We start from the raw sequence: 25,694 nt of genomic DNA, 5'->3' as shown, positions 1-25,694 counted from the left end.
CGGGTGCCGAGCGGGAGCGGGCGGCCTCTGTCGGTCATAGGCTGAAAACTGCCGTGCGACGCGACCACGACCACGATCACGGCCACGGGAAGGAGACCGCGATGACCGGGACCACTGCGGCGCAGGTCATGGAGGAGCTGGCCGGGCTGGAGGACCCGAAGATGCGCGCGGTCAACGAGCGGCACGGCGACGACCACGGCGTGAACCTCGGCAAGCTGCGCGCGCTGGCCAAGCGGCTCAAGACGCAGCAGGACCTCGCCCGCGACCTCTGGGCCACCGACGACACCGCGGCCCGGCTGCTGGCGCTCCTGATCTGCCGCCCGAAGGCCTTCGAGCGCGAGGAGCTGGACACCATGCTCCGTGAGGCGCGCGCCCCCAAGGTGCACGACTGGCTCGTCAACTACGTCGTGAAGAAGAGCCCGCACGCGGAGGAGTTGCGCCTCGCCTGGACCGAGGATCCCGACCCCGTGGTCGCGAGCGCCGGGTGGGCGCTGACCACCGAGCGGGTGGCGAAGAAGCCCGAAGGGCTGGACCTCGCAGGGCTGCTGGACACCGTCGAGGCGGAGATGAAGGACGCCCCGGACCGGCTCCAGTGGGCGATGAACCACTGCCTAGCCCAGATCGGCATCCAGCACCCCGAACACCGCGCCCGTGCCGTCGCCATCGGTGAGCGTCTGGAGGTTCTCAAGGACTACCCGACCCCGCCGAACTGCACGTCCCCGTACGCGCCCGCCTGGATCGCCGAGATGGTGCGACGCCAGGAAGAAGCCACTTCGCGAGCCACCTGACGAGTCGCCCCGCAAGCCCCCCGCAAGCCACCTGACGAGTCGCCCAACGAGCCGCCCAACGAGCCCCCAGGAGCCCCCGTGAACAGGATCGTCACGTCCATCTCGCTCTCCCTCGACGGCTTCTTCGAAGGGCCCGACCAGGACATCGACTGGCACACGGTCGACGAGGAGGTGCACCAGCACTTCAACGACTATCTGCGGCTGGTGGGCGGCTTCGTGGAGGGGCGTGTCACCTACGAGCTGATGGAGGAGTTCTGGCCGACCGCCGATCAGGACCCGGAGAACGAAGGCCCGATGGCCGAATTCGCGGGGATCTGGCGGGACATGCCGAAGTTCGTCTTCTCGCGGACGCTGGAGAGCGTCGGGCCGAACGCGACCCTGCTGCACGAGGTCGACCCCGAGCAGGTGCGCGGTCTGCGGGACGCCGCCTCGGGCGATCTGGTGGTCGGCGGGTCGGATCTGCTGGAGTCGTTCCGGCAGGCCGATCTGATCGACGAGTACCGGATCTACATCCACCCCGTCATCCTCGGCCGGGGCCGCCCCTTCTTCCGGGACACGGAGGAGCGGCAGATGCTCCGGCTGATGGAGACCCGGACCTTCGGGAACGGAGTCGTCCTGCTCCGTTACGAGACGGTCCGGGCGTGAGGCTCACGGTGATGAGGCGTCAGGCGGTGGCCGCGTAGGCGGCGAACGCCGACCAGGCGGAGGGCGCGACGGTGAACGTCGGGCCTTCGATGTCCTTCGAGTCACGGATGTGGACGGCGGCGGGGTGCGCGGCGATCTCGACGCAGGCCCCGCCTTCATCGGCGCTGTAGCTCGACTTCCGCCAGTCGTACGCGACTTCGAGGCACTGGCCGCCTTCGTCGCTGCTGTAGCTCGACTTGAACCAGTTCAGTGCGGTGTTCATGTCTCTCCCAGTAAACGGGCCAGCAGGCGCAGGGTCTCAAAAGGGGTGAGCGCCTGGGCCCGCAGCATCGCATATTTCTGGGCGAGGATGCTGATCTCATTCCGGTCGGAGATCAGGTGGCTGCCACGCTGGGTCTCGGTGTAGGCGACGTGTTGGTGGTCCGGGGTCTCCAGGAGAGTGAAGGGGCCTGCGAGGCTCGCGTGGGCCCTGCTGTCCAGCGGGAGCACCTGAAGGCAGACGCCCGGGAGTTGCGCCATCGCGTAGAGGTGGCGCAGCTGTTCCCGATGGTCCTCGTCCGACGTCAGCTTCATCATCAGGACCGGCTCCCAGATCACCATGCTGATCGTCGGCGGCTTCTTCCGGTCCAGGATCTGCTGGCGTTGCAGCCGCGTCGCCGTCTGCGTCTCGACTTCCTCCGGGCTGTAGACCGGGATCTTGTTGCTGAACACCGCGTCCGCGTACGCCTTCGTCTGGAGCAGACCCGGGATGACCTGGTTGTCGTACCAGGAGAGCGCCAGCGCCTCGTGCTCCATGTTGAGGTAGTGCTCGGCCCACAGCGGAATCAGGTCGTATTCCGGCATGTTGTCGACCGCCGTCGCCAACGCGCCCTTGGTGTCCAGCAGATCGTCGATCGTCTCCGCCAGATCCGGCACGAGCGAGCGCCTGCCCTGCTCGATGGAGGCGATCGTGTCCTCCTGTACGCCTGCGGCCAGGGCCAGTTCGACCTGGGTCATGCCCGCCTCGGTGCGGAACCGGGCCAGGAGCTTGCCCACGAGCTTCATCGTCGACGCGTTCTTGCGCTGTCGCTTTCTGGGGTGCATACGGTTCCCACTCCCACCCCGGAACCCACTTCACGCATGCGCGACCCGTACAACAAATCTGTACGGGTCGCGCATGGTCACGGCACGTCAGGCGCTGGCCCGAGGTGTTCCCGAGGTGTTCCCGAGAGGGTGCTCCGCGGCTCAGAACGTCAGTGCGGTCTCCATGTCCGACTGCCAGTAGGTGACGAAGCCCAGGCTGTCCGTGTAGGTCTCCGCCGGGAGCTTCAGCGTGGCCTCGCCCTTGGACTTGTTGTTCTTGTCGACCATGATCACGCCGAGGTTGTCGCTCTTGACCGGCTCGCCCTCGCCGGGCTGGCCGAGCAGGCCGATGCCCGCGTACGCCTTCTCGCCCGGAGAGAGCACGACGACGGCCTGCGGCTTGCTGTCGTCGAGGATCGGGTAGACGGCCTGCGCGTCGTCGAAGCGGAGGAACGGCGCGTGGTACGCGGCGCAGTCCTTGGAGCCGGTGTTGGTCACCGTGAGCAGCAGGTGGTTGATCGGGCGGCTCACCGAGGAGACCTTCACCGTGGAGTTCTGGGGCGTGCAGGCCGGGATCGAGGCCGCCGCCTCCGCGTTCGGAGCGGTCTCCGGCTTCTTGGCGCGGCTGTCGCCGTTGCCGCCCGCGTTCTTGCCCCCGGCGGGGACGGTCTGGGTCTCGGGTGCGCCGGCCTCCGGCGCGTCCTGCTGTGCCGTGCCGTCGGTGTTCGACGCCGCGGGGGCCGCGGTCTCGGCGGCGCCGGCCGGCTTGGTGCCCATGGCCTTGTCCTCGCCGCCGCAGGCGGTGAGCGAGAGGGCGGCCGCGAGGGCGGTGACGGCGACGGCGGTGGTGCGGATGCGGTTGATGCGCATGGCGTTGGTACTCCCCGTACTCGGTTGATCTGCGGTGCTGCTGTGGTCTGGTCCGAGCTTGTGGGATGGCGGATTCCGGCCGCAACACCCGCAGAACCATTGGGGATGCTGGAACGTCTACGCGTACGGTGACCTGCGGGAATTCCGCGTCCCTGGAACGCCGTTCCGGGACGGATGAGGGAGGGGAACGCCGTCGTGGCGACGCCTGAGGCCGAGCATTTCGCGGCCCTGCTGAAGGAACTGAAGGGCCGTTCGGGGCGTAGCTACGGTGTTCTGGCCGGGAGACTGCACGTCAGTACGTCGACCCTCCACCGGTACTGCAACGGTGACGCCGTGCCGAACGAGTACGCGCCGATCGAGCGGTTCGCGCGGCTGTGCGGGGCGTCCGGCGACGAGCTGGTGGAGGTGCACCGGCGGTGGATCGTGGCGGACGCGGCTCGGCGGCGGACTCCGGCGGGAGCCGCCGAACCCGTTGGTGTGCCTGACGCCGTTCCCGGTGGGGGCGAGGCGAGTGAGCCGCCCCCGGTGTCCCTGGAGCCCGAGCTGTCCCGGGTACCCGAGCTGTCCCGGGAACCCGGGCCGTCCCAGGCGCCCGAGTCGGGCCCCGGCTCCCGGTGGTCCCGGCTCTCCCGGCGTACGCGGGTGCTCATCGCCGCCGCCGGGGTCGCCGCGCTCCTCGTGCCCGGCACCGTCGTCGCCGTGGATCTCGCCGGGTCGGGGAAGGAGGGCGGCGGGAGCGCCGCGGACCGGGTGGAGGACGCGGGCGGAGACCTCGCCGCGGCCCCGGAAGGCTCCGCCTCCGGTACGCCCCGGCCCTCCGCGAGCCCGAGCCCGTCGGGTTCTTCGGCGAGCGCATCCGGATCTCCGTCCGGGCCGCCGTCCGGGAAGCCCCCGGCGGGTGGCGGCTCCGGGCCCGGTCAGTCCCAGAGCGGGGGCGGCGGCGGTACGGGCCTCGGGGCTCCGCCGACCGTCACCATCAGCTCGTACAACTGGGAAGAACCCTGCGGGCAGCACTATCTGGTCAACCAGGGTCCCGACAAGCTCGATCCGCCGCCCGCACCGCAGGACCGGCGAGGCTGGGCGGAGTCGTACGGCGGGGTCGAGGCGGGGAACGCGCTGCTCCAGCTCACCGTGCAGGGCACCTCGCGCGAGGCGGTCGTCCTGAAGCGCATGAACGTCCGCGTGCTCTCCCGTAACGCTCCGCTGTCCTGGTCGGCGTACAAGATGGGCAACGGCTGCGGCAGCGGGATCACGCCGCAGACCTTCGCGGCCCACCTCGACGCCGGGCACCCCACCCTCCGGCCGGTGCCGGGGACGCAGGGGGACGTCGAGGTGCCGGCCGTGGACTTCCCGTACAAGGTGACGTCCGAGGACGTGGAGGTCTTCAACCTCGATATGGAGGCCGTGAATTACGACGTCACCTGGTTCCTGGAGCTGGAGTGGAGCAGTGGCGGCAACGAGGGGACGCTACGGATCGACGACCACGGGAAGCCGTTCCGGCTGAGCGGGATGAAGGGGCGGCCGGAGTATGTGTACGGCGGTCCCGGTTACGGCTGGGAGCCCGCCGGTCAGCCGTAGGGCGTGTCCGGGGCGCGGGGGACGGCCGCCGTATCCGTCTCCCGGCCGGGAGTGGCCGTACACGTGTGCGGAACCCGGGAGTACAGTCTGCGAGGCCCTGGCAGCCTGCCGCCGTGCGACGACGGCGTACGGCCGCCCCGCTCCCGCCCCCACCAGGTGACACATGTCCGCCACTGCTGCCGAAGCCACCGACCGACCGGGCCCGGACGACCGACCGGGCCTGGACGACCGCACCTGCGAGGAGCGGTCCCTGCGGCTCAGACGCAGGCTGGAGCGGTTGATCGGCATCGCCGCCACCGAGGGGAACGCCCTCGTCCCGCTCCGTAACGGCGACGCGATCTTCGGCGCGATGCTGGCGGCGATCCGGGGCGCGGAGCACACCGTCGACCTGATGACCTTCGTCTACTGGCGCGGTGACATCGCTCGCACGTTCGCCGAGGCGCTGGCCGACCGCGCCCGCGCCGGGGTCCGGGTGCGCCTCATGCTCGACGGGTTCGGGTCGCGGCTCATCGAGCAGGACCAGCTGGACCTGATGGACGCCGCCGGGGTCACCGTCACCTGGTTCCGCAAGCCCCTCTACCTCTCGCCGCTCAAGCAGAACCACCGCTGCCACCGCAAGGTCCTCGTGGTCGACGAGCGCACCGCGTTCACCGGCGGCGTCGGGATAGCGGAGGAGTGGTGCGGCGACGCCCGCAACGAGCACGAGTGGCGCGACACCCACGTCCAGGTCACCGGGCCCGCCGTCGACGGCCTGGCCGCCGCGTTCGCCCAGAACTGGGCCGAGTGCCACGCGGAGCTGTTCGACGAACGCGACCGCTTCATCGCGGAGGAACACCACGGTGACGCCGTCGTCCAGGTGGTGCGCGGCTCGGCCTCCTTCGGCTGGCAGGACATGCAGACCCTGATCCGGGTCGTCCTGGAGTCCGCCGAGGAGCGCATCCGCCTCACCACCGCCTACTTCGCCCCCGACGCCTACTTCACGGGGCTCCTCTGCGACGCCGCCCGGCGCGGCGTCGAGGTCGAGATCCTGCTGCCGGGGCCGCACACCGACAAGCGGGTCTGCCAGCTCGCCGGGCAGCGCTTCTACGAGGAACTGACCGGCTGCGGTGTGAAGATCCACCAGTACCAGCCGACGATGCTGCACACCAAGACGCTCACCGTCGACCGGGTCGCCTCGCTCATCGGCTCCACCAACTTCAACCGGCGCTCCCTCGACCACGACGAGGAAGTCATGCTCGCCGTCCTCGACCGGGACTTCACCGCCACCCTCGACGGCCACTTCGAGGAGGACCGGGCGAAGAGCGTGCTGATCGAGCATGGCCGGTGGAAGCGCCGCGATCTCCTCCAGCGGGCCCGGGAAGCGGCCGTCGTACCGATCCGCCGCTTCCTCTGAGCCCACGGCCTCCTAGGGTTTCCGCATGACCACAGAGAACGGCTTAACCACAGAGAACGGCTCGACCAGCGAGAACGGCTCGACCGCCGACACTCCGGACGCGTCCGTCACCTTCATCAACGTCTTCGAGATAGCCGCCGACGAACTCGACGCGTTCGTCGCGAAGTGGGAGGAGCGGGCCCGCCTCATGCGGGACAAGCCGGGCTTCATCGACTCCCGGATGCACCGCGCCCGCTCCTCCGACGCCCGCTTCCAGCTCGTCAACGTCTCCCACTGGGCGAGCCAGGAGGCGTGGGAGGCCGCCACCGCCGACCCCGACTTCGCCTCCCGGACCCGGGCCGCGCGCGAGGAGACGAAGCAGCCGGTCACCCCGAACCCGGCCGTCTACGACGTCGTCGTGGAACTCACCGCACCCTAGGGGGGCTGCCGTACGCGATCGGCCCCGGCGCCTGCGGAACAGGTGCCGGGGCCGACGTACGTACAGCCGGGTGCGGGATCAGAGCCGCTCGGGCGTCCGGATGCCCAGCAGCTCCATCCCCTGGTGCAGGGTCCGGGCGGTCAGCTCGACCAGGAAGAGCCGGTTCTCGACGACCTCCGGGTCGTTGTCCGGGCTGAGCACCTGGCACTGGTCGTAGAACGTGGTCAGGTGCGAGGCCAGCTGGTAGAGATACGCGGCCAGCTTGTGCGGCTCGTAGCCCGACGCGACCTCGCTCAGCACCTCGCCGAACTGGTCCAGGTGCAGACCGAGCGCCCGCTCGGCCGGGGCCAGCTCCAGCTCCGGGTGGGCGGCCGGAACCGCGTCCCCGGCCTTGCGCAGGATCGACCGGATCCGGGCGTAGGCGTACTGGAGGTAGACCGACGTGTCGCCGTGCAGCGACACCATCTGGTCCAGGTCGAACTTGTAGTCCCGTACGGCGGAGGTCGACAGGTCCGCGTACTTCACGGCGCCGACGCCGACGTACCGGCCGTTCTCGACGATCTCCTCCTCGGACAGGCCCACCTTCCCGGCCTTCTCCCGGACGACCGCCGTGGCCCGCGAGACCGCCTCGTCGAGGAGGTCCTCCAGCCGGACCGTCTCGCCCTCACGGGTCTTGAACGGCTTGCCGTCCTTGCCGAGGACCGTGCCGAACGCCAGCTGCACGGCCTTGACGTCCTCGTTCAGCCAGCCGGCCCGCCGGGCCGTCTCGAAGACCATCTTGAAGTGCAGCGACTGCCGGGCGTCCACCACGTACACCAGGGTGTCGGCCTTGAGGTCCTGGACCCGGTTGCGGATCGCGGAGAGGTCGGTGGCCGCGTAGCCGTAGCCGCCGTTCGTCTTCTTCACGATGAGCGGGACCTTGTTGCCGTCCGGGCCCTTCACATCGTCGAAGAACACGCACAGCGCACCCTCGGAGCGGACGGCGACACCCGTCTCCTCCAGGATCCGGCAGGTCTCCTCCAGCATGTCGTTGTAGCCGGACTCGCCGACGATGTCCGCGTCGACGATCTCCATGTCGAGCTTGTCGAACACCGAGTGGAAGTAGATCTTCGACTCGTCGACGAAGCCCTGCCACAGCTCCAGCGTCTCCGGGTCACCGGCCTGGAGCGCCACCACCCGGTCCCGGGACCGGGCCTTGAACTCCTCGTCGGAGTCGAACAGGGCCCGCGACTCCTTGTAGACCCGGTTCAGCGTCGACATCGCCGCCTCGCCGTCGCTCGCCCCGCCCTCGTGCTCCAGGGCGCCCGGGTGCTCGATCAGATACTGGATGAGCATGCCGAACTGGGTGCCCCAGTCGCCGATGTGGTGCCGCCGGACGACGTTCTCGCCGGTGAACTCCATGATCTTGACCATGGCGTCGCCGATGACCGCCGACCGCAGGTGGCCGACGTGCATCTCCTTGGCCACGTTCGGCTGGGCGTAGTCGATGACCGTGGTGCCGGCCTCGGCCTTCGGCGGCACACCGAGCCGGCCCTCGGCGTCGGCGGCCCGGGCGGCCAGCGTCTCGACGATCGCCCTGTCCGCGAGCGTGATGTTGAGGAAGCCGGGCCCGGAGACCTCGATGTCCTTGATCAGCTCACCGGCCGGAAGGGCGGCGGTGACCCGGGCGGCCAGCTCGCGCGGGTTGCCCTTGAGCTTCTTGGCGAGCGCCAGGATGCCGTTGGCCTGGAAATCGGCCCGGTCGCTTCGGCGCAGCAGCGGGTCCGCGGCGCCGGCATCCGGCAGAGCTGCCGTCAGGGCGTCCGCCAGCTGCTGCTGGAGCGTGGAAGCGAGGGAAGGGACCGAGGCCATGTCTGGCTGCCGTTTCCGTAGAAGTACAAGGGATCGGTCCAGTATCCCACGGGGCGTAAAGCCGTTTTCGCGCTGCGGGGAGTAGCTGGGAGAATGGTCCGTACCCCATCGGGAAACGACAGACGAGAGAAGGACGTGCCGACCGTGGCCGAGAGTCAGACCAGCACCGAGACCGACTGGGTCTCCCGCTTCGCGGACGATGTCATCGCCGAATCGGAGCGTCGTGCGCCTGGCAAACCGGTCGTCGTCGCCTCCGGGCTCTCCCCGTCCGGCCCGATCCACCTCGGCAACCTCCGCGAGGTCATGACCCCGCACCTGGTCGCCGACGAGATCCGCCGCCGCGGACACACCGTGCGCCACCTGATCTCCTGGGACGACTACGACCGCTACCGCAAGGTCCCGGAGGGCATCCCGGGGGTCGACAAGGCGACCTGGACCGAGCACATCGGCAAGCCGCTGACCTCGGTGCCCGCCCCGGCCGGCTCCTCCTACCCGAACTGGGCCGAGCACTTCAAGGCCGCCATGACGGCGGCCCTGGACGAGCTCGGCGTCGAGTACGACGGAATCAGCCAGACGGAGCAGTACACCGCCGGCACCTACCGCGAGCAGATCCTGCACGCGATGAAGCACCGCGCCGACATCGACGCCGTCCTCGACCGCTACCGGACCAAGAAGGACCCGGCGGCCCAGGGCAAGGGCGGCGGCAAGAAGCCGCAGCAGAAGAAGGTCGACGAGGCCGAGCTGGAGGCCGCCGAGGGCTCCGGCGCCGCCGACGAGGACGACGGCAGCGGCAACAGCGCCGGCTACTTCCCGTACAAGCCCTACTGCGGCAACTGCGAGAAGGACCTCACCGTCGTCACCTCCTACGACGACGACACCACCGAGCTGAACTACACCTGCTCGGCGTGCGGCTTCGCCGAGACGGTCCGCCTCAGCGAGTTCAACCGCGGCAAGCTGGTCTGGAAGGTCGACTGGCCGATGCGCTGGGCCTACGAGGGCGTGATCTTCGAGCCCAGCGGCGTCGACCACTCCTCGCCCGGCTCCTCCTTCGTCGTCGGCGGCCAGATCGTCCGCGAGGTCTTCGACGGCGTGCAGCCCATCGGGCCCATGTACGCCTTCGTCGGCATCTCCGGCATGGCCAAGATGTCCTCCAGCAAGGGCGGGGTGCCCACCCCGGCCGACGCGCTGGAGATCATGGAGGCGCCGCTGCTGCGCTGGCTCTACGCCCGCCGCAGGCCCAACCAGTCGTTCAAGATCGCCTTCGACCAGGAGATCCAGCGGCTGTACGACGAGTGGGACTCGCTGGGCCGCAAGGTCGCCGACGGCACGGTGCTGCCCGCCGACGCCGCCGCGCACTCCCGTGCCGTCCGCACGGCCGCCGGGGAGCTTCCGAGCACCCCGCACCCGCTGCCGTACCGGACGCTCGCCTCGGTCGCCGACATCACCGCCGGAGCCGAGGACCAGACGCTGCGCATCCTCAGCGAGCTGGACCCGGAGAACCCGCTGACCTCGCTGGACGAGGCGCGCCCGCGCCTGGACCGCGCCGAGAACTGGATCACCACCCAGGTCCCGGCCGAGGCCCGCACCATCGTCCGGGACGAGCCGGACAAGGAGCTGCTCGGCTCGCTCGACGACCAGGGCCGCCAGTCGCTGCGCCTCCTCCTGGAGGGCCTGGACACGCACTGGTCGCTGGACGGCCTCACCACGCTCGTCTACGGCGTGCCGAAGGTGCTGGCGGGCCTGGAGCCCGACGCCAAGCCGACGCCCGAGCTGAAGGCCGCCCAGCGGTCCTTCTTCGCCCTGCTCTACCGGCTGCTCGTCAGCCGCGACACCGGCCCGCGACTGCCCACGCTGCTGCTCGCGGTGGGGGCGGACCGGGTGCGCAGGCTGCTCGGCGCGTAACCCCCTGACAACGGCGGAGCGCCGCCGCCCGGGAATCACTCCCGGGCGGCGGCCCTCCGCCGTCCGTCGTACGGTCGTGCCTCCGCGCCTCAGGCGGGCTGGTCGGCGGTCGCCTGCTGCGCGTACGCGTCCCTGAACTGCGGCATCAGCTGCTGGAGCAGCTGCGTGGAGCGCGGGTGGCGGACGTTGCGCGTATCGGCCAGGTGGATGTCCAGGACCTCCAGGGACGGGTGCTGCCCCTGCTCGTCGGTGTAGTCGCTGAACACCTCGTACGCCTCCCGGGCGAAGTCGGTGTCCTCCATGGGCCACTCCTCCACCTGCGGGGCCTCCTCGGGGGCCGGAGCCTCGGGCAGCTCGGCGGCCGGCTCCTCCTGGCGGGGGTGCGGCACCGCGCCGATGGTGCCGACGTCACCCAGCGGACGGGTGCGGCCGGGGCCCGCCGGGATCTGGACCGGGGTGGGTTCGAGCCCTTCGACGTACTGCGGGTCGTACGCGCTCTCGTGGACGTTGTCCGGCAGCTTCTGGGCGGCGAACCAGGGGCTGTCGTGGGTGGGCGGACCCGGCGGAACCTGCTGCTGGAGCGAGGCGGGGTGGGGCTGTTGCTGCTGGGGGTGGGCCTTGGCCAGGTCCTGGTCCAGCCCTTGGCCCAGACCTTGGTCCTGCTGGGGCCCGTGCCCCTGGTGCTCCTGGTGTCCCTCGTACCCCTGCCGGGGCTCGTACGCCAGCTCGGCCTTCGGGCGGTCGGCCTCGACGGGCACCGGCGGCAGCAGGGCCGGCTCGATGCCCGCGGCGGCGAGCCCGGCCGGACCGGTCTCGGCGAGCGGTACGCCGTACTTCGCCAGCCGCAGCGGCATCATCGACTCGACCGGGGCCTTGCGCCGCCAGTTGCGGCCGAAACGGGCCTGGAGGCGGGCCTGGTAGATCAGCCGGTCCTGTTCGAGCTTGATGACCTGCTCGTAACTGCGCAGCTCCCACAGCTTCATCCGCCGCCACAGCTTGAACGTCGGGATCGGCGAGAGCAGCCAGCGGGTGAGGCGGACGCCCTCCATGTGCTTGTCGGCCGTGATGTCCGCGATCCGGCCCACCGCGTGCCGGGCGGCCTCGACGGAGACGACGAACAGCACCGGGATCACCGCGTGCATCGCGGTGCCCAGCGGGTCGGGCCAGGAGGCCGCGCCGTTGAACGCGATGGTCGCCGCCGTCAGCAGCCACGCCGTCTGGCGCAGCATCGGGAACGGGATCCGCATCCAGGTGAGCAGGAGGTCCAGCGCGAGCAGGACGCAGATGCCCGCGTCGATGCCGATCGGGAAGACCAGCGAGAACGTCCCGAAGCCCTTCTCCTCCGCCAGCTCGCGCACGGCGGCGTAGGAACCCGCGAACCCGATCGCGGCGATGACCACCGCACCCGCGACGACGACCCCGATGAGTATGCGGTGCGTGCGTGTCAGCTGCATCGCGGCCACGCGCGATCCCCTCCCCGACCTCTGCTGCCCGGACCCGGCGTGTGCGCCCGGCCTCGATTTCCGGCCAGGCCTGAGACGCCCGGCGATGGCACAGCCTGGCACATGTGTGCGAGTTTCGTTACGCGGGGCGGAGTTGTGGGGCTGTTCGCGGGTCCGGTGAGGGCTTTGGGCGGTGGCTTCGACAGGGCTCCGGCGGTGGCGGCGAGGGGGGCCGCCACCGCCGGAGGGTCACTCGCAGCCGCGCTGCCAGTTCCAGCCGATGAACGTGTTCTTCAGGTCGACCTCGAACTCGCAGGACGCGGTCCCGTCGGCCTTGAGGGCCACGGTGGAGCGGTGCGTGTTCGCGTACACGTTGCCCGTCGGGTCGAAGATCCCCTTGTACGTGAACGAGGCGTCGGCCACGTTGGTGGAGACCGCGCAATTCGCCACGCAGTCGGCGGACTTGCCCGAGGACTTCAGCGACCAGCCCGCGTTCCACGGCTCACGGTTCCACTGCTGGGTCGCGTCGGTGGACGAGGCGGTGACCACCGTGCCGTCGGAGCTCCAGTCGGAGGTCGTGTAGAGCCCGGTCATCCGGATGTTGCAGCAGTCGTACATCTCGGACCAGCTGCGGACCTGGCGGTCGGCCTGGGCGGCGGCGGCCGTCCGCGCGTTCGCGGCCGGGCCGGCCTTCGCCACCAGCCGTGCGGGGCCGAGCACCGGCTTGCAGTCGGGGCCGATGGAGACGTCCTGCCGCACGGCCATGCCCTCGGGAGGTACGGGCAGGGAGCCGGACAGCTTCACGTCCGCGCACGCGCGGGCGTCGCCCGATGCCGTGGCCGTCGGTTCGGCCGGAGCCGCGGTGGCGGTGGTGGCGGCGGTGAGCGCGAACAGGCCGGTCGTGAGCGCTGCGGCGAGTGCGATTCGATTGCGCAATTCCCTTGCCTTTCCTCGGGGTTCGCCGTGGAGCGTAACGGCGTTCGCGGGGCCCGGAACGGAACCGGGAAAGGGTTGGCAGGAAGGTGACAGGCACATGCCGCCGGGGCTTGCCGCACGCGCGGAACCCGGCCCTCGGGGAGGGTCGGGTTCCGGAAAAGCGGTGCTGGGAGGGGGTGTTCGCGCGTTCGCGCGCTCGCGTCCCCGCCTGTCGGCGCGATGGCGTGCCGGCGTCAGCTCGACTTCGGCTTCGACGTGGACTTCGGCTTCGACGTGGACGTGCCCTTGGCCGAGTCCTTCTTGCCCTCGTCCTTCTTGTCGTCCTTCGCCGGCGGCGTGGTCGCGGCGTCCTCGGCGGTGTCGGCAACTGCGGCGACCGCTTCCTTCGCGGCCTTCTGGGCGCCCTTGACGATGTCCGCGGAGGAGGGGGTCTTCGCGCCCGCGTAGCCCGCACCGTTGTACGTCAGGGTGACGACGACATTGCCCGTACGCGCCACGACGGTGGCGTACGCGAAGTCCTCGTCCGTCTTGCTGAGGCCGTAGGTGACGAGGGTGGCCTCCTCGCCGATGCCGGCGGCGGGCTCCGCGGCGAGCTTCTCCGCGCCGTCGGTGGCCTTCGTCTTGGTGATCTGCTTCGCGTAGTCGTCGGTGGCGCGCTTGGCGCCGCTGCCCAGCGACTGGTCCGAGTCGAACCGGGTGAAGCCGACGTCCAGCCAGCGGTACTGCGAGCCCTTGACGCCCTTGTCGTCCAGGCCGTTCCAGGAACAGCTGCTCCGGGCCGCCAGGTCGTTGGACCGGCCCGCCGTGCCGTTCTTCTTCTTGGCCGAGGGAACCAGGTCCTCGATCGTCTTCTTGGCGATCGAGCCGCACGGGTCGGGCAGATCGGCGAACTTCGCCGGCTCGACGGTGGGCTCCGAGGACTTGGCGCTGGGGGAGCCGGACGACGAGGAGCCCGCGTTCTTCTTGCCGTCGGAGCCGGAGTCCGACGAGCAGCCGACGGCTACGAGCATCACCGGAACGGCGGCGCAGGCGAGGATGCGGGACAGGCGCGGGGCAGATCGGTGCATGGTTCCTTCACTCGGATGGCACGGAGCTCTCGGTGCGGGAGGTCTCGGTTCGTGCGGTGTACGGGCGGGCTCGGTCGCGGGTCGGTACGTCTTCCGGACAGCCACGGTACGACGGGCGGCGGTCGGCGTGTGCCGCCGCCGAGAGCCCCCGGAGGCCGGAATCCGGCCGGTCGGGGGCCCGTCGGACGGGGGCTACTCGCTGAGCGTCTCGGCCAGTTTCCGGGCCAGTGCCTGGGCCTTCTCCTGGAGTTCCGCGCCGTCGGGCTCCTGGGTGACGAGGGCCGGCTGCTCGGCGTACCGGACGGTCACGACCACGTTCGATGTGCGGAATACCACGCTGACCGTGTGGTTCTGTGCGGTGGAACCTGACCTTTTGGGCAGATCGTGCAGAAATGCGGCATCTCCGAGGTTGTCGAGGATGCGCGAGGGGAGGGTGTCCTCCGGCCCGCCGCTGCCGCCGCTGCTCGCGCTGCCGCCCGCGGCGGGGGTCTTGGAGGGCGAGGCGGTGGACGAGGGGCCGGGGGAGGCCGAGCCCTTCGCCGCCCCCTTGTCGCTCTCGTCGCCCTTCTCGCCCTTCTCGCCCTTCTCGCTCTCCTCGTCCTTCTTGTCCGGGGTTCCGGAGTTCTTCTCCGCGTCGGGCCCGGGGGGCGTCGAGGACGACAGGCCGGCGGCCTTCTCCTTCTTCGCGTACACCGTGTCGGCCCGGTCGTCGTCGCTGACCGCGGGGTCGTAGGAGACGACGCGCTCGAAGTCGATGGACAGGCTCCGCGTGGCGTCCGGCGCGTCGGACTTCCAGCTGCAGCCGACCTTGCGGTCGGTGTCGTACGTGACGGCCGCCGTACCCCGGAACACCTTCTCCTGCTGGTCCCCGGGCAGCTCGGCGGCGCCGGGCAGCAGGTCCTTCAGCGTGGAGCGCGGCACGGCACGGCAGGGGGCGGGCAGCGTCAGGTACTTGCCGGGAGGAGCGGGGGTGACGGTCGGGCTGCCCGCCTTGCTGTCGGCGCCGTTCGCGTTGCTGTCGGCGTCGGCGCTGCAGCCGACGACGAGCGCTGCGAGAAGCGCGACGCCGGGTACGTACGCCATGTGTCGCACCGTCCCAGGCTCCCTTCGGTACGGAAAACGGGTTGCCGCTCGAAGGCGGCCGATGGACACAATGTGTATCGCACGCGCCGCTGTGAATGCCGGTCGGCCGACGGGTTTGCCGACCTTGGCACCGGTTTTGCGCTTTCAGTCTTTTCGGGGGAATCGAGGAGTTATGTCGTACGTAGAGGTGTCGGGAGCGAACGTTCCCATCCGGATGTGGGCGGACCCCGCGTCGGTCGAGGACGGGGCGATGCAGCAGCTGCGCAACGTCTCGACGCTGCCGTGGATCAAGGGTCTGGCCGTCATGCCGGACGTCCACTTCGGCAAGGGGGCGACGGTCGGGTCGGTGATCGCGATGCAGGGCGCGGTGTGCCCGGCGGCGGTCGGGGTGGACATCGGCTGCGGGATGTCCGCCGTCAAGACGTCCCTCACCGCGAACGATCTTCCCGGCGACCTGTCACGGCTGCGCTCCAAGATCGAGCAGGCGATTCCGGTCGGCCGGGGCATGCACGACGCCGTGGTGGACCCGGGGAAGCTGCACGGGTTCCCGACGGCGGGATGGGACGACTTCTGGGGGCGGTTCGGGGGGATCGCCGACGCGGTCAAATTCCGTCAGGAACGTGCCACGAAGCAGATGGGGACGCTCGGATCCGGAAATCATTTTATCGAGTTCTGTCTCGATGAGACCGGTTCTGTCTGGCTGATGCTGCATTCCGGTTCGCGGAACATCGGCAAGGAACTGGCCGACTTCCACATCGGCCAGGCGCAGAAGCTGCCGCACAACCAGGGGCTGATCGACCGCGACCTGGCGGTGTTCGTCGCGGACACCCCGCAGATGGCCGCGTACCGCAACGACCTCTTCTGGGCGCAGGAGTACGCGAAGTTCAACCGGGCGATCATGATGGGGCTCTTCCAGGACGTGGTCCGCAAGGAGTTCAAGAAGGCCCGGGTGACCTTCGATCCGGTCATCTCCTGCCACCACAACTACGTGGCGGAGGAGCGGTACGAGGGCATGGACCTGCTGGTCACCCGTAAGGGCGCGATCCGGGCGGGGTCCGGCGACTACGGGATCATCCCGGGGTCCATGGGCACCGGTTCGTACATCGTGAAGGGCCTCGGCAACGAGAAGTCGTTCAACTCGGCGTCGCACGGCGCGGGCCGGCGGATGAGCCGGAACGCGGCGAAGAAGCGCTTCTCGACCAAGGACCTGGAGGAGCAGACGCAGGGCGTGGAGTGCCGTAAGGACTCCGGTGTCGTGGACGAGATCCCGGGTGCGTACAAGCCGATCGAGCAGGTCATCGATCAGCAGCGGGATCTGGTCGCGGTCGTCGCGAAGCTCAAGCAGGTGGTGTGCGTGAAGGGCTGAGGCCCCGCTACGCTCCGCCCCCGTACGTCGCGTAGTCCGGCGTTCCCGTCACCGTGAAGACGTGGACGGAGACGCCGGCCGGGGTCGTCCGCTGTTCGGTCAGGTGGAGGCCGGCCGGGGCGCCGCCGTCCGGGAACAGGCGGCGGCCCTCGCCGAGCACGACCGGGGCGATGGCCAGGCGCAGTTCGTCGACCAGGCCCGCGGCCAGGAGGGACTGGGCCAGGCGGGCGCTGCCGTGGATCTGGAGGTCGCGGCCGGGTTGCCGTTTCAGGTCGGCCACCCGGGCCGGGACGTCGCCGGAGAGGACCGTGGTCGGGTTCCAGGTGGCCCCGGCCCCGGTCAGGGTGGTGGAGGCCACGTACTTCGGCAGGCCGTTCAGGATGGCGGCGAAGGGGTGGTCGGTCATCCGCGGCCAGTCCCGGGCGAAGTTCTCGTAGGTGCGGCGGCCGAAGAGGAACGCGTCCGCCTCGGCCAGCCATTCACCGGCCAGGGCCTCGAACGCCTCGTCCAGGTGCGGCACGAACCAGCCGCCCCGGGTGAACCCGTCGCTGGTGTCCTCGTCCGGCGCCCCCGGGCCCTGGGAGACGCCGTCGAGCGTCAGGAACTCCTGCACCACCAGCTTCATCGCGCGGCACTCCTCTGCGTGGGGGCTTCCGGCCGGTACGACGGGACCTTGCTGTCCTTCCCGTCTTCCTAGCACGGGCGGCCCGGAACGGACTCCCTATGCCGCGCCCGTCAGGTCCGCCTCCGTGAGCGAGGCGACCAGGACCGTGCGCGGGCCCGGTTCGATGCCGGGCACCGACGGGACGGCGAGCAGGCGGCATCCCGCGGCCAGGGCCGCGGCGGCGCCCGTGGGGGTGTCCTCGACGGCCAGGCAGTCCCGCGGGGCCACGCCGAGCGCGGCGGCGGCGGCCAGGTACGGGTCGGGGTGCGGCTTTCCGTGTGCGGTCTCGCCCGAGGCGACCGAGGTGTCGAAGCGGTGCCGGCCCAGGGTGTCGAGGACCAGGTCGGCCACGTGCCGCTCGGACGCGGTGACCAGGGCCGTCGGTACGCCGAGGGTGCGCGCCCGGTCCAGGAGGCGGAGGGCGCCCGGCTGGACGGCCACTCCGGCGGCCACCCGGGCGGTGAACTCCCGGTCGAGGTGGGCGTAGGTCTCCGGCTCGGTCAGGGCGGTGAGGCCGTCGCGTACGAGCCGGGCCGCCGCGTCGGCCAGTGCCGCGCCCGCGAACGGGGCGAGGGTGCCGGTGTCGGCCGGGGAGCCCTGCGTCCGCAGGAACCCGGCGACGGTGTCCAGCCAGGCGTGCTCGGTGTCGACGAGGGTGCCGTCCATGTCGCAGAGCAGGGCGGCGGGGCGGGGGAGCGGGGGCATGCGGGGCTCGCTGTTCCTGGGGGTGGGCCGCGCCGGAGGGGCAGGGCGGGGGTGAGGGGGTGTTCGGGCGGCCGGAGTGCGGGCCGTGGCGGGTCAGTCGGCGGCGGTGCGGACCAGGGGGTTGGCCTGCACCGAGTTGCGGACGGTGAAGACGACCGAGCCGGGCCGGTAGCGGTCGTCCGAGGTCTCCACGGGGCGGCCCTCGGAGGTGGTCGTGGTGCGGCGCACCCGCAGCAGCGGGGAGCCGCGCCGGACGCCCAGCTCGCGGGCGTCCGTGGTGCCCGCGGCGACCGCGTCCAGGTGGTGCTCGCCGTTGCTCATGACGATGCCGGCCTCCTCGTACAGGCTCCGGGTGACCGACTCGCAGTCGTCCGGCAGCCGTTCGACGGCGGCCGCCGCCCACCCGGCGTACACCGTGCGCTCCAGGAGGGCCGGTTCGCCGTCCAGGGTGCGCACCCGCAGGATGTGCAGGACCGGTTCGCCGGGGGCGAGTTGGAGCAGGGCGGCCTGTGCCTCGGTGGCCTTTCCGCGGCGGGAGCGGAGCACCAGGCCGCCGGGGGTGCGGTCGCCGGCCCTGGCCCACTCGGCGAAGCTGCGCAGTTCGGTGAAGCTCTGGCTGGGCGTGGTGGACAGGACGGTCCGGCGGGCGCCCTGCCGGGAGCCGATCAGGCCCTCCGACTGGAGCGTGCCGAAGGCCTGGCGGAGGGTGCCCCGGGACACGCCGTGGGCCAGGGCGAGTTCGGACTCGGACGGCAGCTCGGAGCCCACGGGGTGGACGCCTTCGGCGATGGCGCGGCGCAGCTCCTCGGCGATCTGCTGGTGCCGTCGGGTCACGTCTCTCCTTGGGGCTTCCGTGGGGTGCGCCGGACGCGCGGCGCGGTCCGGGTGAGCAGGGACGATCATGTCATCCGCGCGGGGTGCGACGCATCTTGGAACTGCGCGCAATCGGTGTTCCTTGGGTGGCGGGGCCCGAAGTGCGAACCCTGCGTCTAACCGGTTTGAGAGTAGGTAAACCTACGTCTTGATAACGCTTCTGACCTGCACTTTTTATCTCCATAAAGCTTTACCCGTCGCTCACTTGGCTGCTAGCTTCACCTGGCTTACTGACGATGGCTTGTCCATACAGGTGGCTCGCCGCAGACCCAGGAGTACGCATCGTGAAGGCACACCATCCCCGCCGCGTCCTGACCGCCGCGGCCCTCGCCGGCCTCACCGCCCTGGTGGCCACCGGCTGTGGCTCCGCACCCGACGACGAGGGTGCGAAGAACAGCAAGGCCGCGAAGGCGGAGTCGGCCGCGGCCCTCGGCGGTATGGAGAAGCTCGTCGCGGCGGCGGAGAAGGAGGGCAAGCTCAACGTCTACGCCCTCGCGCCGGACTGGGCGAACTACGGCGAGATGATCGCGGCCTTCGAGAAGAAGTACGCCATCGAGGTCAACAACGAGGACCCGGGCGGCAGCAGCCAGGGCGCGCTGAACGCCGCGGCCAAGCGCAAGGGCCAGGACCGGGCCGTGGACGCGCTGGACCTGGGCACCTCGTACATGCAGGACGCCAAGAAGCAGGGCCTGCTCGCGCCGTACAGGGTCGCGGGCTGGAAGGGCATTCCGGACGCGCAGAAGCAGCCGGACGCCTCCTTCATGAACAACTACGGCGGCTTCATCTCCATCGGCTGCGACGCCAAGGCCGTGAAGAACTGCCCCGAGACGTTCGCGGACCTGCTCAAGCCCGAGTACCGGAACAAGGTCGCGCTCAACGGCGACCCGACCGAGTCCAGCTCAGCGCTGGCCGCGGTCGTCGCCGCGTCGCTGGCCAACGGCGGTTCCCTGGACGACGCGCAGCCCGGTCTCGACTTCTTCCAGCAGCTGAAGAAGAAGGGCAACTTCGTGCCCGCGAAGTCGACGCTCGCCACCATCCAGCAGGGCGAGACGCCGATCTCGATCGACTGGGACTACCTGAACCTGGGGTACGGCCAGAAGCTGGCGGCCAAGGGCGTCGACTGGCAGGTCGCGGTGCCCTCCGACGGCCTGTACTCGCGCTACTACAACCAGGGCGTCAACAAGTACGCCCCGCACCCGGCCGCCGCCCGCCTGTGGCTGGAGTTCATCTACAGCCCCGAGGGCCAGAACATCTGGCTCAAGGGCTTCTCCCGCCCGGCGCTCCTGGACGCGATGAAGAAGGACGGCACCGCCGACAACGCCGCCCTGGCCAAGATCCCCGAGGTCCACGGAACGCCGAAGGAGCCGACCGTGGAGCAGGAGGCCAAGGCCAAGGAGACGGTCGTCCAGGGCTGGGGCAAGGCGGTCAGCTGAGCATGGCCGACCAGACCGCACCCTCCCCCGCGGGCAGCGGAGCCGCCGTCCTGGCGGCCTCCGCGCCCGCGGCGGGCCCGGCCGCTCCCGCCGGCCCCGTGCCTCCGGTACGGGACGGCGGCCGCCGCCGCCGTGGCGCGCGGCGGCACCGGTGGCCCGTCGTCGTTCCCTTCTTCGCGTTCCTCGCGGTGTGCTTCGGGCTGCCCGCCGGGACCATGGTGTACGGGGCGTTCACCGTCGTCGACCCGGCGAGCGGCGAGGGCCGCTTCTCCACGGAGAACGTCGGCGGATCGCTGTCGGGGGCGTACGCGACCGGGCTCGCCGGCAGCGTCGAACTCTCGCTCGTGACCGCCCTGTTGGCGACCGTGATCGGCACCCTGATCGCGCAGGCCGTCGTCAGTTCGCCGCGCCCGGCGCTGCGGGGCGTCGTCGTCTCGGCCAGCGGGGTGCTCGCCAACTTCTCCGGTGCGCCGCTCGCGTTCGCCTTCATCGCGACGCTCGGCACCACCGGCACGGTGACCCAGCTGCTCCACCTGGACCGGACGGGCTTCAGCCTCTACAGCTTCACCGGCCTGGTGCTGGCCTACCTCTACTTCATGGTGCCGCTGATGGTGGTGACCGTGCTGCCCGCGCTGGACGGTCTGCGCTCCCAGTGGCAGGAGGCCGCCGCGTCCTGCGGGGCGACCCGGGGGCAGTACTGGCGGCACGTCGGCATCCCGGTGCTGACCCCGTCGCTGCTCGGCGGCGCGGTGCTGATGTTCGGCACGGCGTTCGCCTCGCACGCCACCGCCGCCGTGATGGTCGGCTCCTCGCAGCCGCTGATCACCATCCAGATCGCCAACGCCCTCAACGGCAACGTCCTGGTGGGCCAGGAGAACCTCGCCCTCGCCATGAGCCTCAACATGGTCGTGATCGCGCTGCTCGTGATGGCCGTACAGATACCGCTGCAGCGCAGGAGCACCCGATGGCTCGGATGAAGTTGACCTCGCGGGGCGTCGTCCTGCCGCTCGCCGCGCTGTATTTCCTGGTTCCGATCGGCGCCTCGGTCTGGTTCAGCGTCAACGAGGTCGAGGGCATCAGCTTCGACGCGTACACGCGGGGGCTCGGCACCGAGGGGCTGACCACCAGCCTGATGCTCTCGGTGCGGCTGGGTCTGGCCACCATCGTCTGCGGGCTGCTGCTGATGGTGCCGACGCTGGTCGCGGTCTCGCTGTATCTGCCGAGGCTGCGCCGGATCGTCGAGATCCTGTGCATGATGCCGCTGGTCGTGCCGCCGATCGCGCTGGTCGCGGGCGTCACCACGGTGCTGTCCTGGGAACAGGACCTGGCCGACACCCCGCTGTACATGACCTTCCAGGTGCTGCGGGACGAGGACTTCCCGCTGATCCTCGTGCTCGTCTACACGGTCATGTCGCTGCCGTTCCTGTACCGCTCGCTGGACGCCGGGCTGCGCGCCGTCGATCTGCGCACCCTCGTCGAGGCCGCCCGCAGCCTGGGCGCGTCCCGGCTGCAGACGCTGTGGCAGGTGATCGTGCCGAATCTGCGGACCGCCGTGGTGGGCGGGGCCGTGCTGAGCCTGGCCATGGTGCTCGGCGAGTACACCGTCGCCTCCGTCCTCTCCTACCGCCCGTTCTCCGTGTGGATGGTGGAGATCAAGGACTCCGAGGCCCAGCTGTCGGTGGCGGCCGCGATGCTCAGCCTGCTGATCACCTGGGGGCTGCTGCTCCTGCTCACCACCCTGGCCGGTGGCCGCAGCCGCCGTCGTACGCGCCCGGGCTCCGTCCGCGAGAACCGCGAGAACCGAAAGAAGACCGTGTCATGACCGTCCCCGTGCAACTCAAGCAACTGCGCCGGAAGTTCGGCTCCACGGTCGCCCTCGACGGACTCGACCTGGACATCGCCCCGGGCGAGATGGTCGCCCTGCTGGGGCCTTCCGGCTGCGGCAAGACCACCGCGCTGCGCATCGTCGCGGGCTTCGAGAGCGCCGACGGCGGTGAGCTGCTGATGGACGGCCAGGACGTCACCTCGGTCCCGGCCCACCGCCGTGACATCGGCATGGTCTTCCAGTCGTACAGCCTCTTCCCGAACATGACGGCCGCCGAGAACATCGCGTACGGCCTGCGGGTACGGGGCCGGGCCGCCGCCGAACGCAGGCGGCGGGCGGGGGAGTTGCTGGAGCTGGTCGGGCTGCCCGGCCGCGAGGGCCACTATCCGCACCAGCTGTCCGGCGGCCAGCAGCAGCGCGTGGCGCTCGCCCGCGCCCTGGCCATCTCGCCCAAGGTGCTGCTCCTCGACGAGCCGCTGTCCGCGCTCGACGCGAAGGTGCGGCTCACGCTGCGCGAGGAGATCCGGCGCATCCAGCTGGACCTCGGCATCACCACCGTCTTCGTCACCCATGACCAGGAGGAGGCGCTGTCCATGGCGGACCGCGTCGCCGTGATGAAGGACGGCCGGCTCGAACAGTGCGCCGCCCCGAGCGAGTTGTACGAACGCCCGGCCACGCCCTTCGTCGCCGAGTTCGTCGGCACCATGAACCGGCTGCCGGGCACCGTCCGGGACGGCGCGATCGTCGAGCTGTTCGGGCGGCGGCTGCCCATCCACGGCGCGACCCCCGCCGTCGGCGCCGAGGTCGACGTACTGCTGCGCCCCGAGGGGCTGGCGGTCGGCGCCGCGGACGACGCGGCGGGCACCCCCGCGACCGTACGGGTGGCGACCTTCCTCGGCCCCACCACCCGGCTGCACCTCACCACCGACTCCGGCGTCGCGTGCAAGGCCGACCTGCCCAGCTGGGAGGCGACCGCGCTGACGCCGGGAGCACGCTGCACGATCACCCCGCACGAGAACCCCGTGCTCGTCGCCGAGCGAGCCGTCGTCCCGTCCCCGAAGGTGTAAGTGAAGGAGTGAGCAACCAGTGAGTGCCAAGCGCCGTGTGTTCCTGTCCGCCACCGGAGCGGCCGTCGCCCTCGCTGCGACCGCGGCCGTGGCGGTCGCCGGTCCGGCGGACCGGCCCGACGAGGCCAAGAAGCCCGGCAGGCCGGCCGCCGCGAGCGAGCTGCGCGTCATGACCCTGAACCTGTGGCACGGCGGTGCCAAGGTCGACGACGGGCTGGCCAAGCAGCTCGACGTGATCAAGAAGCACCGGCCCGACGTGGTCGGGCTCCAGGAGACCTCCGGGCACTCGGCGAAGGAGCTCGCGGAGGAGCTGGGCTGGGACCACTGGCAGTCCGACGCCGACCTGGGCATCATCAGCCGCTTCCCGTTCAGCTCGGAGGTGGAGACCAGCCAGGCGGCGGCGGGCGTCCGCATCCGGATCGACGAGGCCACCGGCCAGGAGGTCGAACTCTGGACGGCGCACCTCGGCTACGACCCGTACGGCCCGTACGACGCCTGCTTCGACGAGATGCCGGTCGAGGAGATCTTCCTGCGGGAGGCGCAGTCCGGGCGCACCCCGCAGGCCGAGGCCATCGCCAAGGACCTCGCGCCGAAGATCGCCGCCGCGGACGAGACGCCGGTGCTGCTCGTCGGCGACTTCAACACGCCCTCGCACCTGGACTGGACCGAGGCGACCAAGGACAGCCACTGCGGTTACGGACAGGTGGACTGGCCGGTGACCAAGATCTTCGAGGACGCCGGTCTGAAGGACTCCTTCCGGGAGGCCAACCCGGACCCGGCGACGGTGCCCGGCACCACCTGGTCGCCGGTCTACCCGAAGCACGACGGTTCCACGGGCGTCGACGAGCCGCAGGACCGGATCGACTTCATCGACTACGCGGGCGCCAAGCTGACCGTGAAGAAGTCGGTGTCCTTCGTCGAGGGCGACCCGAAGCCGGTGCCGGACCAGGCGGGCAACGCGTGGCCCACGGACCACGCGGCGGTCCTGACGACGTTCACGGTGGGCTGAGCCCGAGGCGCGGCATGCCAGGGGCCCGGAACCGGTACGCCGGTCCCGGGCCCCCTTCGCTCACCGGCTCACCGGCTCACAGGGTGCGGTGGACCTTCGTGTTGGAGGCCTGGGCGCGCGGGCGGACCACCAGGAGGTCGATGTTGACGTGGCTGGGGCGGGTGACGGCCCAGCCGATCGTGTCGGCCACGTCCTCGGCGGTCAGCGGGGCGTCGACGCCCGCGTAGACCTTGGCGGCCTTCTCGGTGTCGCCGCGGAAGCGGGTGGTGGCGAACTCCTCGGTCCTGACCATGCCGGGGGCCACCTCGATGACGCGGACCGGGGTGCCGACGATCTCCAGGCGCAGAGTCTCGGCCAGGACGTGTTCGCCGTGCTTGGCCGCCACGTAACCGCCGCCGCCCTCGTACGAGGAGAGCGCCGCGGTCGAGGAGAGGATCACGATCGTGCCGTCGCCGCTCGCGGTGAGGGCGGGCAGCAGGGCCTGGGTGACGTTGAGGGTGCCGATGACGTTGGTCTCGTACATCTGGCGCCAGTCGGCGGGGTCGCCGGTCGCTACCGGATCGGCCCCGAGCGCCCCGCCCGCGTTGTTGACGAGGACGGCGAGGGAGCGGAACGCGGTGGCGAACTCGTCGACCGCCGCCCGGTCGGTGACGTCCAGCGCGTAGGCGGTCGCCTGGAGACCGGCCTCGGTCAGCTCGGCGGCGAGCGCCTCGATGCGGTCCTTGCGACGGGCGGTCAGCACGACCCGGAAGCCGGCGGCGGCCAGCGTACGGGCGGTCGCGGCGCCGATGCCGCTGCTCGCGCCGGTGATGACGGCGATGGGGGTGGCGGCCATGGCGGATCTCCTCGGGCGGCTGCTGATCGGGTACGGGGCAAGGATAGGCAGGCGTCACGGGGCGCCCCGGTGCGCGGGGCGGCCGTGGGCCGAGTGGCCGTGGGCTGTGCGGGTGGGGGAGAGCGCGTCAGGGCGGTACGTTCATCGGACTAATCGGTGTCATCGGTATGTTCCGGGCATGCTGATGCTGAGCCGAACACTGTTGATGCCGCTGTCCGTCGCCGTCGCCGTGGCCGCGGCGACGACCGTGCCGGCCGCGACGGCGGTGCCGGTGGCGGGGCCGGTGGCGTGGTCGGCGGTGGTGGCGGACATCGACCCCGTCACCTTCGCCGCCGAGCCTGCCGCTTCCGCCGCGTCCGTCGCTTCCGAGGCGGACGTCGTCCATCGCGGGCACGTCGCCTTCTGGAGCGACCAACTGGAGATCCGGCTGCGGACCGCGAACCGGGGGCCCGCCGATGTGTCCGCCTCGACGGTGCGGCTGCGGTTCTCCGAGCCGCTGGCCGTGCGGCAGCAGCTTCCGGCGGGCTGCCTGTGGGGCGGCAGGGCGGCGGTGCTGTGCGAGACGGGCGCGCTGGCCAAGGACGGCCCGGCCCGGCGGACCGCGCTGGACCTGCGGCTGGCCGGCCGCCCGGCCGAGGTGGTCGTACGGGTCGACACGGTGTGGAGCGGCGGCGCGCGCGACGCGGACTCCGGGAACGACACGCACACGGTGCTGGCGCCTTCGACGGGTGACCCGTACGCCTTCTGACGCTGTGACGCTGTGACGCTGTGACGCTGTGACGCTTCCGAGCGGCGGATTCTCGCGGTCACGCGGTTACGCCGCTCCACGGTCACGCCGTTACGCCGCTCCACGGTCACGCCGTTACGCCGCTCCACGGTCAC

The 25,694-nt window shown here is 70.9% G+C and carries 25 protein-coding genes; 13 read left to right on the top strand and 12 right to left on the bottom strand.

The features are described 5' to 3' along the window. Positions 1-101: 101 nt before the first annotated feature. Positions 102-788 carry a DNA alkylation repair protein gene (locus KV381_RS15485; RefSeq protein ID WP_086780030.1) on the top strand — a complete coding sequence of 229 codons (687 nt, stop codon included), beginning with the start codon at positions 102-104 and terminating at the stop codon, positions 786-788. A 78-nt stretch (positions 789-866) separates the two neighbouring features. Beyond that, on the top strand, positions 867-1,433 hold the full coding sequence (locus KV381_RS15480) for a dihydrofolate reductase family protein (protein ID WP_030624503.1): 567 nt from the start codon (positions 867-869) through the stop codon (positions 1,431-1,433). Positions 1,434-1,452: 19 nt separating this feature from the next. On the opposite strand, the gene KV381_RS15475 is transcribed toward KV381_RS15480, so the two are convergent. The 3 genes from KV381_RS15475 to KV381_RS15465 all read right to left on the bottom strand — a co-directional run bounded on the left by KV381_RS15475 (position 1,453) and on the right by KV381_RS15465 (position 3,365). Continuing rightward, positions 1,453-1,695: a DUF397 domain-containing protein gene (locus KV381_RS15475; RefSeq protein WP_030624506.1), complete on the bottom strand. Its 243-nt coding sequence runs from the start codon at positions 1,693-1,695 to the stop codon at positions 1,453-1,455. Continuing rightward, positions 1,692-2,477 carry a helix-turn-helix transcriptional regulator gene (locus KV381_RS15470; protein ID WP_030624510.1) on the bottom strand — a complete coding sequence of 262 codons (786 nt, stop codon included), beginning with the start codon at positions 2,475-2,477 and terminating at the stop codon, positions 1,692-1,694. Before KV381_RS15470 ends, KV381_RS15475 begins: the two co-directional genes overlap by 4 nt. A 180-nt stretch (positions 2,478-2,657) precedes the next feature. Continuing rightward, entirely contained in the window at positions 2,658-3,365 is a 708-nt protein-coding gene (locus tag KV381_RS15465) for a DUF4232 domain-containing protein (RefSeq protein WP_030624512.1), read from the bottom strand. A 195-nt stretch (positions 3,366-3,560) separates the two neighbouring features. On the opposite strand from KV381_RS15465, the gene KV381_RS15460 reads away from it, so the two are divergent. From KV381_RS15460 to KV381_RS15450, 3 genes are all read left to right on the top strand, one after another. Continuing rightward, positions 3,561-4,943, top strand: a complete 1,383-nt coding sequence (locus KV381_RS15460; RefSeq protein ID WP_086780029.1) for a helix-turn-helix transcriptional regulator — start codon at positions 3,561-3,563, stop codon at positions 4,941-4,943. Positions 4,944-5,106: 163 nt separating this feature from the next. Next, positions 5,107-6,336 (top strand): phosphatidylserine/phosphatidylglycerophosphate/cardiolipin synthase family protein, encoded by a 1,230-nt coding sequence (locus KV381_RS15455; protein ID WP_030088073.1) that lies wholly within the window; start codon positions 5,107-5,109, stop codon positions 6,334-6,336. Between the two features lie 25 nt (positions 6,337-6,361). After that, the gene (locus KV381_RS15450) at positions 6,362-6,754 is read left to right on the top strand and encodes an antibiotic biosynthesis monooxygenase (RefSeq protein WP_050495790.1); all 393 of its coding nucleotides are present in this window, start codon (positions 6,362-6,364) and stop codon (positions 6,752-6,754) included. A 78-nt stretch (positions 6,755-6,832) separates the two neighbouring features. Here KV381_RS15450 and argS read toward each other — a convergent pair whose 3' ends face one another. Further along, entirely contained in the window at positions 6,833-8,605 is a 1,773-nt protein-coding gene (argS, locus tag KV381_RS15445) for an arginine--tRNA ligase (protein WP_030088076.1), read from the bottom strand. Positions 8,606-8,740: 135 nt separating this feature from the next. Here argS and lysS point away from each other — a divergent pair, with 135 nt between their 5' ends. Then, a complete protein-coding gene (gene lysS, locus KV381_RS15440; RefSeq protein WP_218785414.1) occupies positions 8,741-10,507 on the top strand; it encodes a lysine--tRNA ligase in 1,767 nt (588 codons plus the stop codon). An 89-nt stretch (positions 10,508-10,596) separates the two neighbouring features. On the opposite strand, the gene KV381_RS15435 is transcribed toward lysS, so the two are convergent. The 4 genes from KV381_RS15435 to KV381_RS15420 form a co-directional block, all read right to left on the bottom strand. Beyond that, a complete protein-coding gene (locus tag KV381_RS15435) occupies positions 10,597-11,970 on the bottom strand; it encodes a DUF2637 domain-containing protein (RefSeq protein ID WP_218785413.1) in 1,374 nt (457 codons plus the stop codon). 228 nt (positions 11,971-12,198) lie between these two features. Continuing rightward, positions 12,199-12,885, bottom strand: coding sequence for a hypothetical protein (locus KV381_RS15430; RefSeq protein ID WP_218785411.1), 687 nt, complete (start codon positions 12,883-12,885; stop codon positions 12,199-12,201). Between the two features lie 233 nt (positions 12,886-13,118). Continuing rightward, on the bottom strand, positions 13,119-13,952 hold the full coding sequence (locus tag KV381_RS15425) for a hypothetical protein (protein WP_030624528.1): 834 nt from the start codon (positions 13,950-13,952) through the stop codon (positions 13,119-13,121). Between the two features lie 192 nt (positions 13,953-14,144). Further along, positions 14,145-15,035, bottom strand: a complete 891-nt coding sequence (locus KV381_RS15420) for a DUF3558 domain-containing protein (RefSeq protein WP_218785410.1) — start codon at positions 15,033-15,035, stop codon at positions 14,145-14,147. Positions 15,036-15,207: 172 nt separating this feature from the next. On the opposite strand from KV381_RS15420, the gene KV381_RS15415 reads away from it, so the two are divergent. After that, positions 15,208-16,401 carry an RtcB family protein gene (locus KV381_RS15415; RefSeq protein ID WP_030624534.1) on the top strand — a complete coding sequence of 398 codons (1,194 nt, stop codon included), beginning with the start codon at positions 15,208-15,210 and terminating at the stop codon, positions 16,399-16,401. 7 nt (positions 16,402-16,408) lie between these two features. Here KV381_RS15415 and KV381_RS15410 read toward each other — a convergent pair whose 3' ends face one another. From KV381_RS15410 to KV381_RS15400, 3 genes are all read right to left on the bottom strand, one after another. Beyond that, a complete protein-coding gene (locus KV381_RS15410) occupies positions 16,409-17,026 on the bottom strand; it encodes a dihydrofolate reductase family protein (RefSeq protein ID WP_030624537.1) in 618 nt (205 codons plus the stop codon). 96 nt (positions 17,027-17,122) lie between these two features. Further along, complete coding sequence (locus tag KV381_RS15405; protein WP_030624539.1) at positions 17,123-17,770, bottom strand: HAD family phosphatase; 648 nt, start codon at positions 17,768-17,770, stop codon at positions 17,123-17,125. Between the two features lie 93 nt (positions 17,771-17,863). After that, positions 17,864-18,604: a GntR family transcriptional regulator gene (locus KV381_RS15400; protein WP_030088096.1), complete on the bottom strand. Its 741-nt coding sequence runs from the start codon at positions 18,602-18,604 to the stop codon at positions 17,864-17,866. Positions 18,605-18,927: 323 nt separating this feature from the next. Here KV381_RS15400 and KV381_RS15395 point away from each other — a divergent pair, with 323 nt between their 5' ends. From KV381_RS15395 to KV381_RS15375, 5 genes are read left to right on the top strand one after another with little or no spacing between them, the layout of a single operon-like run. Further along, a complete protein-coding gene (locus KV381_RS15395; RefSeq protein ID WP_050495791.1) occupies positions 18,928-20,076 on the top strand; it encodes an extracellular solute-binding protein in 1,149 nt (382 codons plus the stop codon). A gap of 2 nt (positions 20,077-20,078) precedes the next feature. Beyond that, entirely contained in the window at positions 20,079-21,053 is a 975-nt protein-coding gene (locus KV381_RS15390; RefSeq protein WP_208635435.1) for an ABC transporter permease subunit, read from the top strand. Next, positions 21,041-21,898 (top strand): ABC transporter permease, encoded by an 858-nt coding sequence (locus KV381_RS15385; RefSeq protein WP_030088102.1) that lies wholly within the window; start codon positions 21,041-21,043, stop codon positions 21,896-21,898. Before KV381_RS15390 ends, KV381_RS15385 begins: the two co-directional genes overlap by 13 nt. Continuing rightward, complete coding sequence (locus tag KV381_RS15380; RefSeq protein ID WP_086778618.1) at positions 21,895-22,968, top strand: ABC transporter ATP-binding protein; 1,074 nt, start codon at positions 21,895-21,897, stop codon at positions 22,966-22,968. Before KV381_RS15385 ends, KV381_RS15380 begins: the two co-directional genes overlap by 4 nt. 19 nt (positions 22,969-22,987) lie before the next feature. Continuing rightward, entirely contained in the window at positions 22,988-23,977 is a 990-nt protein-coding gene (locus tag KV381_RS15375) for an endonuclease/exonuclease/phosphatase family protein (protein ID WP_218785407.1), read from the top strand. 76 nt (positions 23,978-24,053) lie between these two features. On the opposite strand, the gene KV381_RS15370 is transcribed toward KV381_RS15375, so the two are convergent. Next, positions 24,054-24,812, bottom strand: coding sequence for an SDR family NAD(P)-dependent oxidoreductase (locus KV381_RS15370; protein WP_030088106.1), 759 nt, complete (start codon positions 24,810-24,812; stop codon positions 24,054-24,056). 178 nt (positions 24,813-24,990) lie between these two features. Between KV381_RS15370 and KV381_RS15365 the strand changes: the two genes are divergently transcribed. Continuing rightward, the gene (locus KV381_RS15365) at positions 24,991-25,560 is read left to right on the top strand and encodes a hypothetical protein (RefSeq protein ID WP_256995072.1); all 570 of its coding nucleotides are present in this window, start codon (positions 24,991-24,993) and stop codon (positions 25,558-25,560) included. The last annotated feature ends 134 nt before the right edge of the window (positions 25,561-25,694 follow it).

The sequence above is a fragment of the Streptomyces sp. WY228 genome, assembly GCF_019287315.1.
Taxonomy (GTDB): Bacteria; Actinomycetota; Actinomycetes; order Streptomycetales; family Streptomycetaceae; genus Streptomyces; species Streptomyces caviscabies.
The sequence above is the reverse complement of the archived record's forward strand: the minus strand, read 5'-3'. Positions and strand labels throughout refer to the sequence as shown.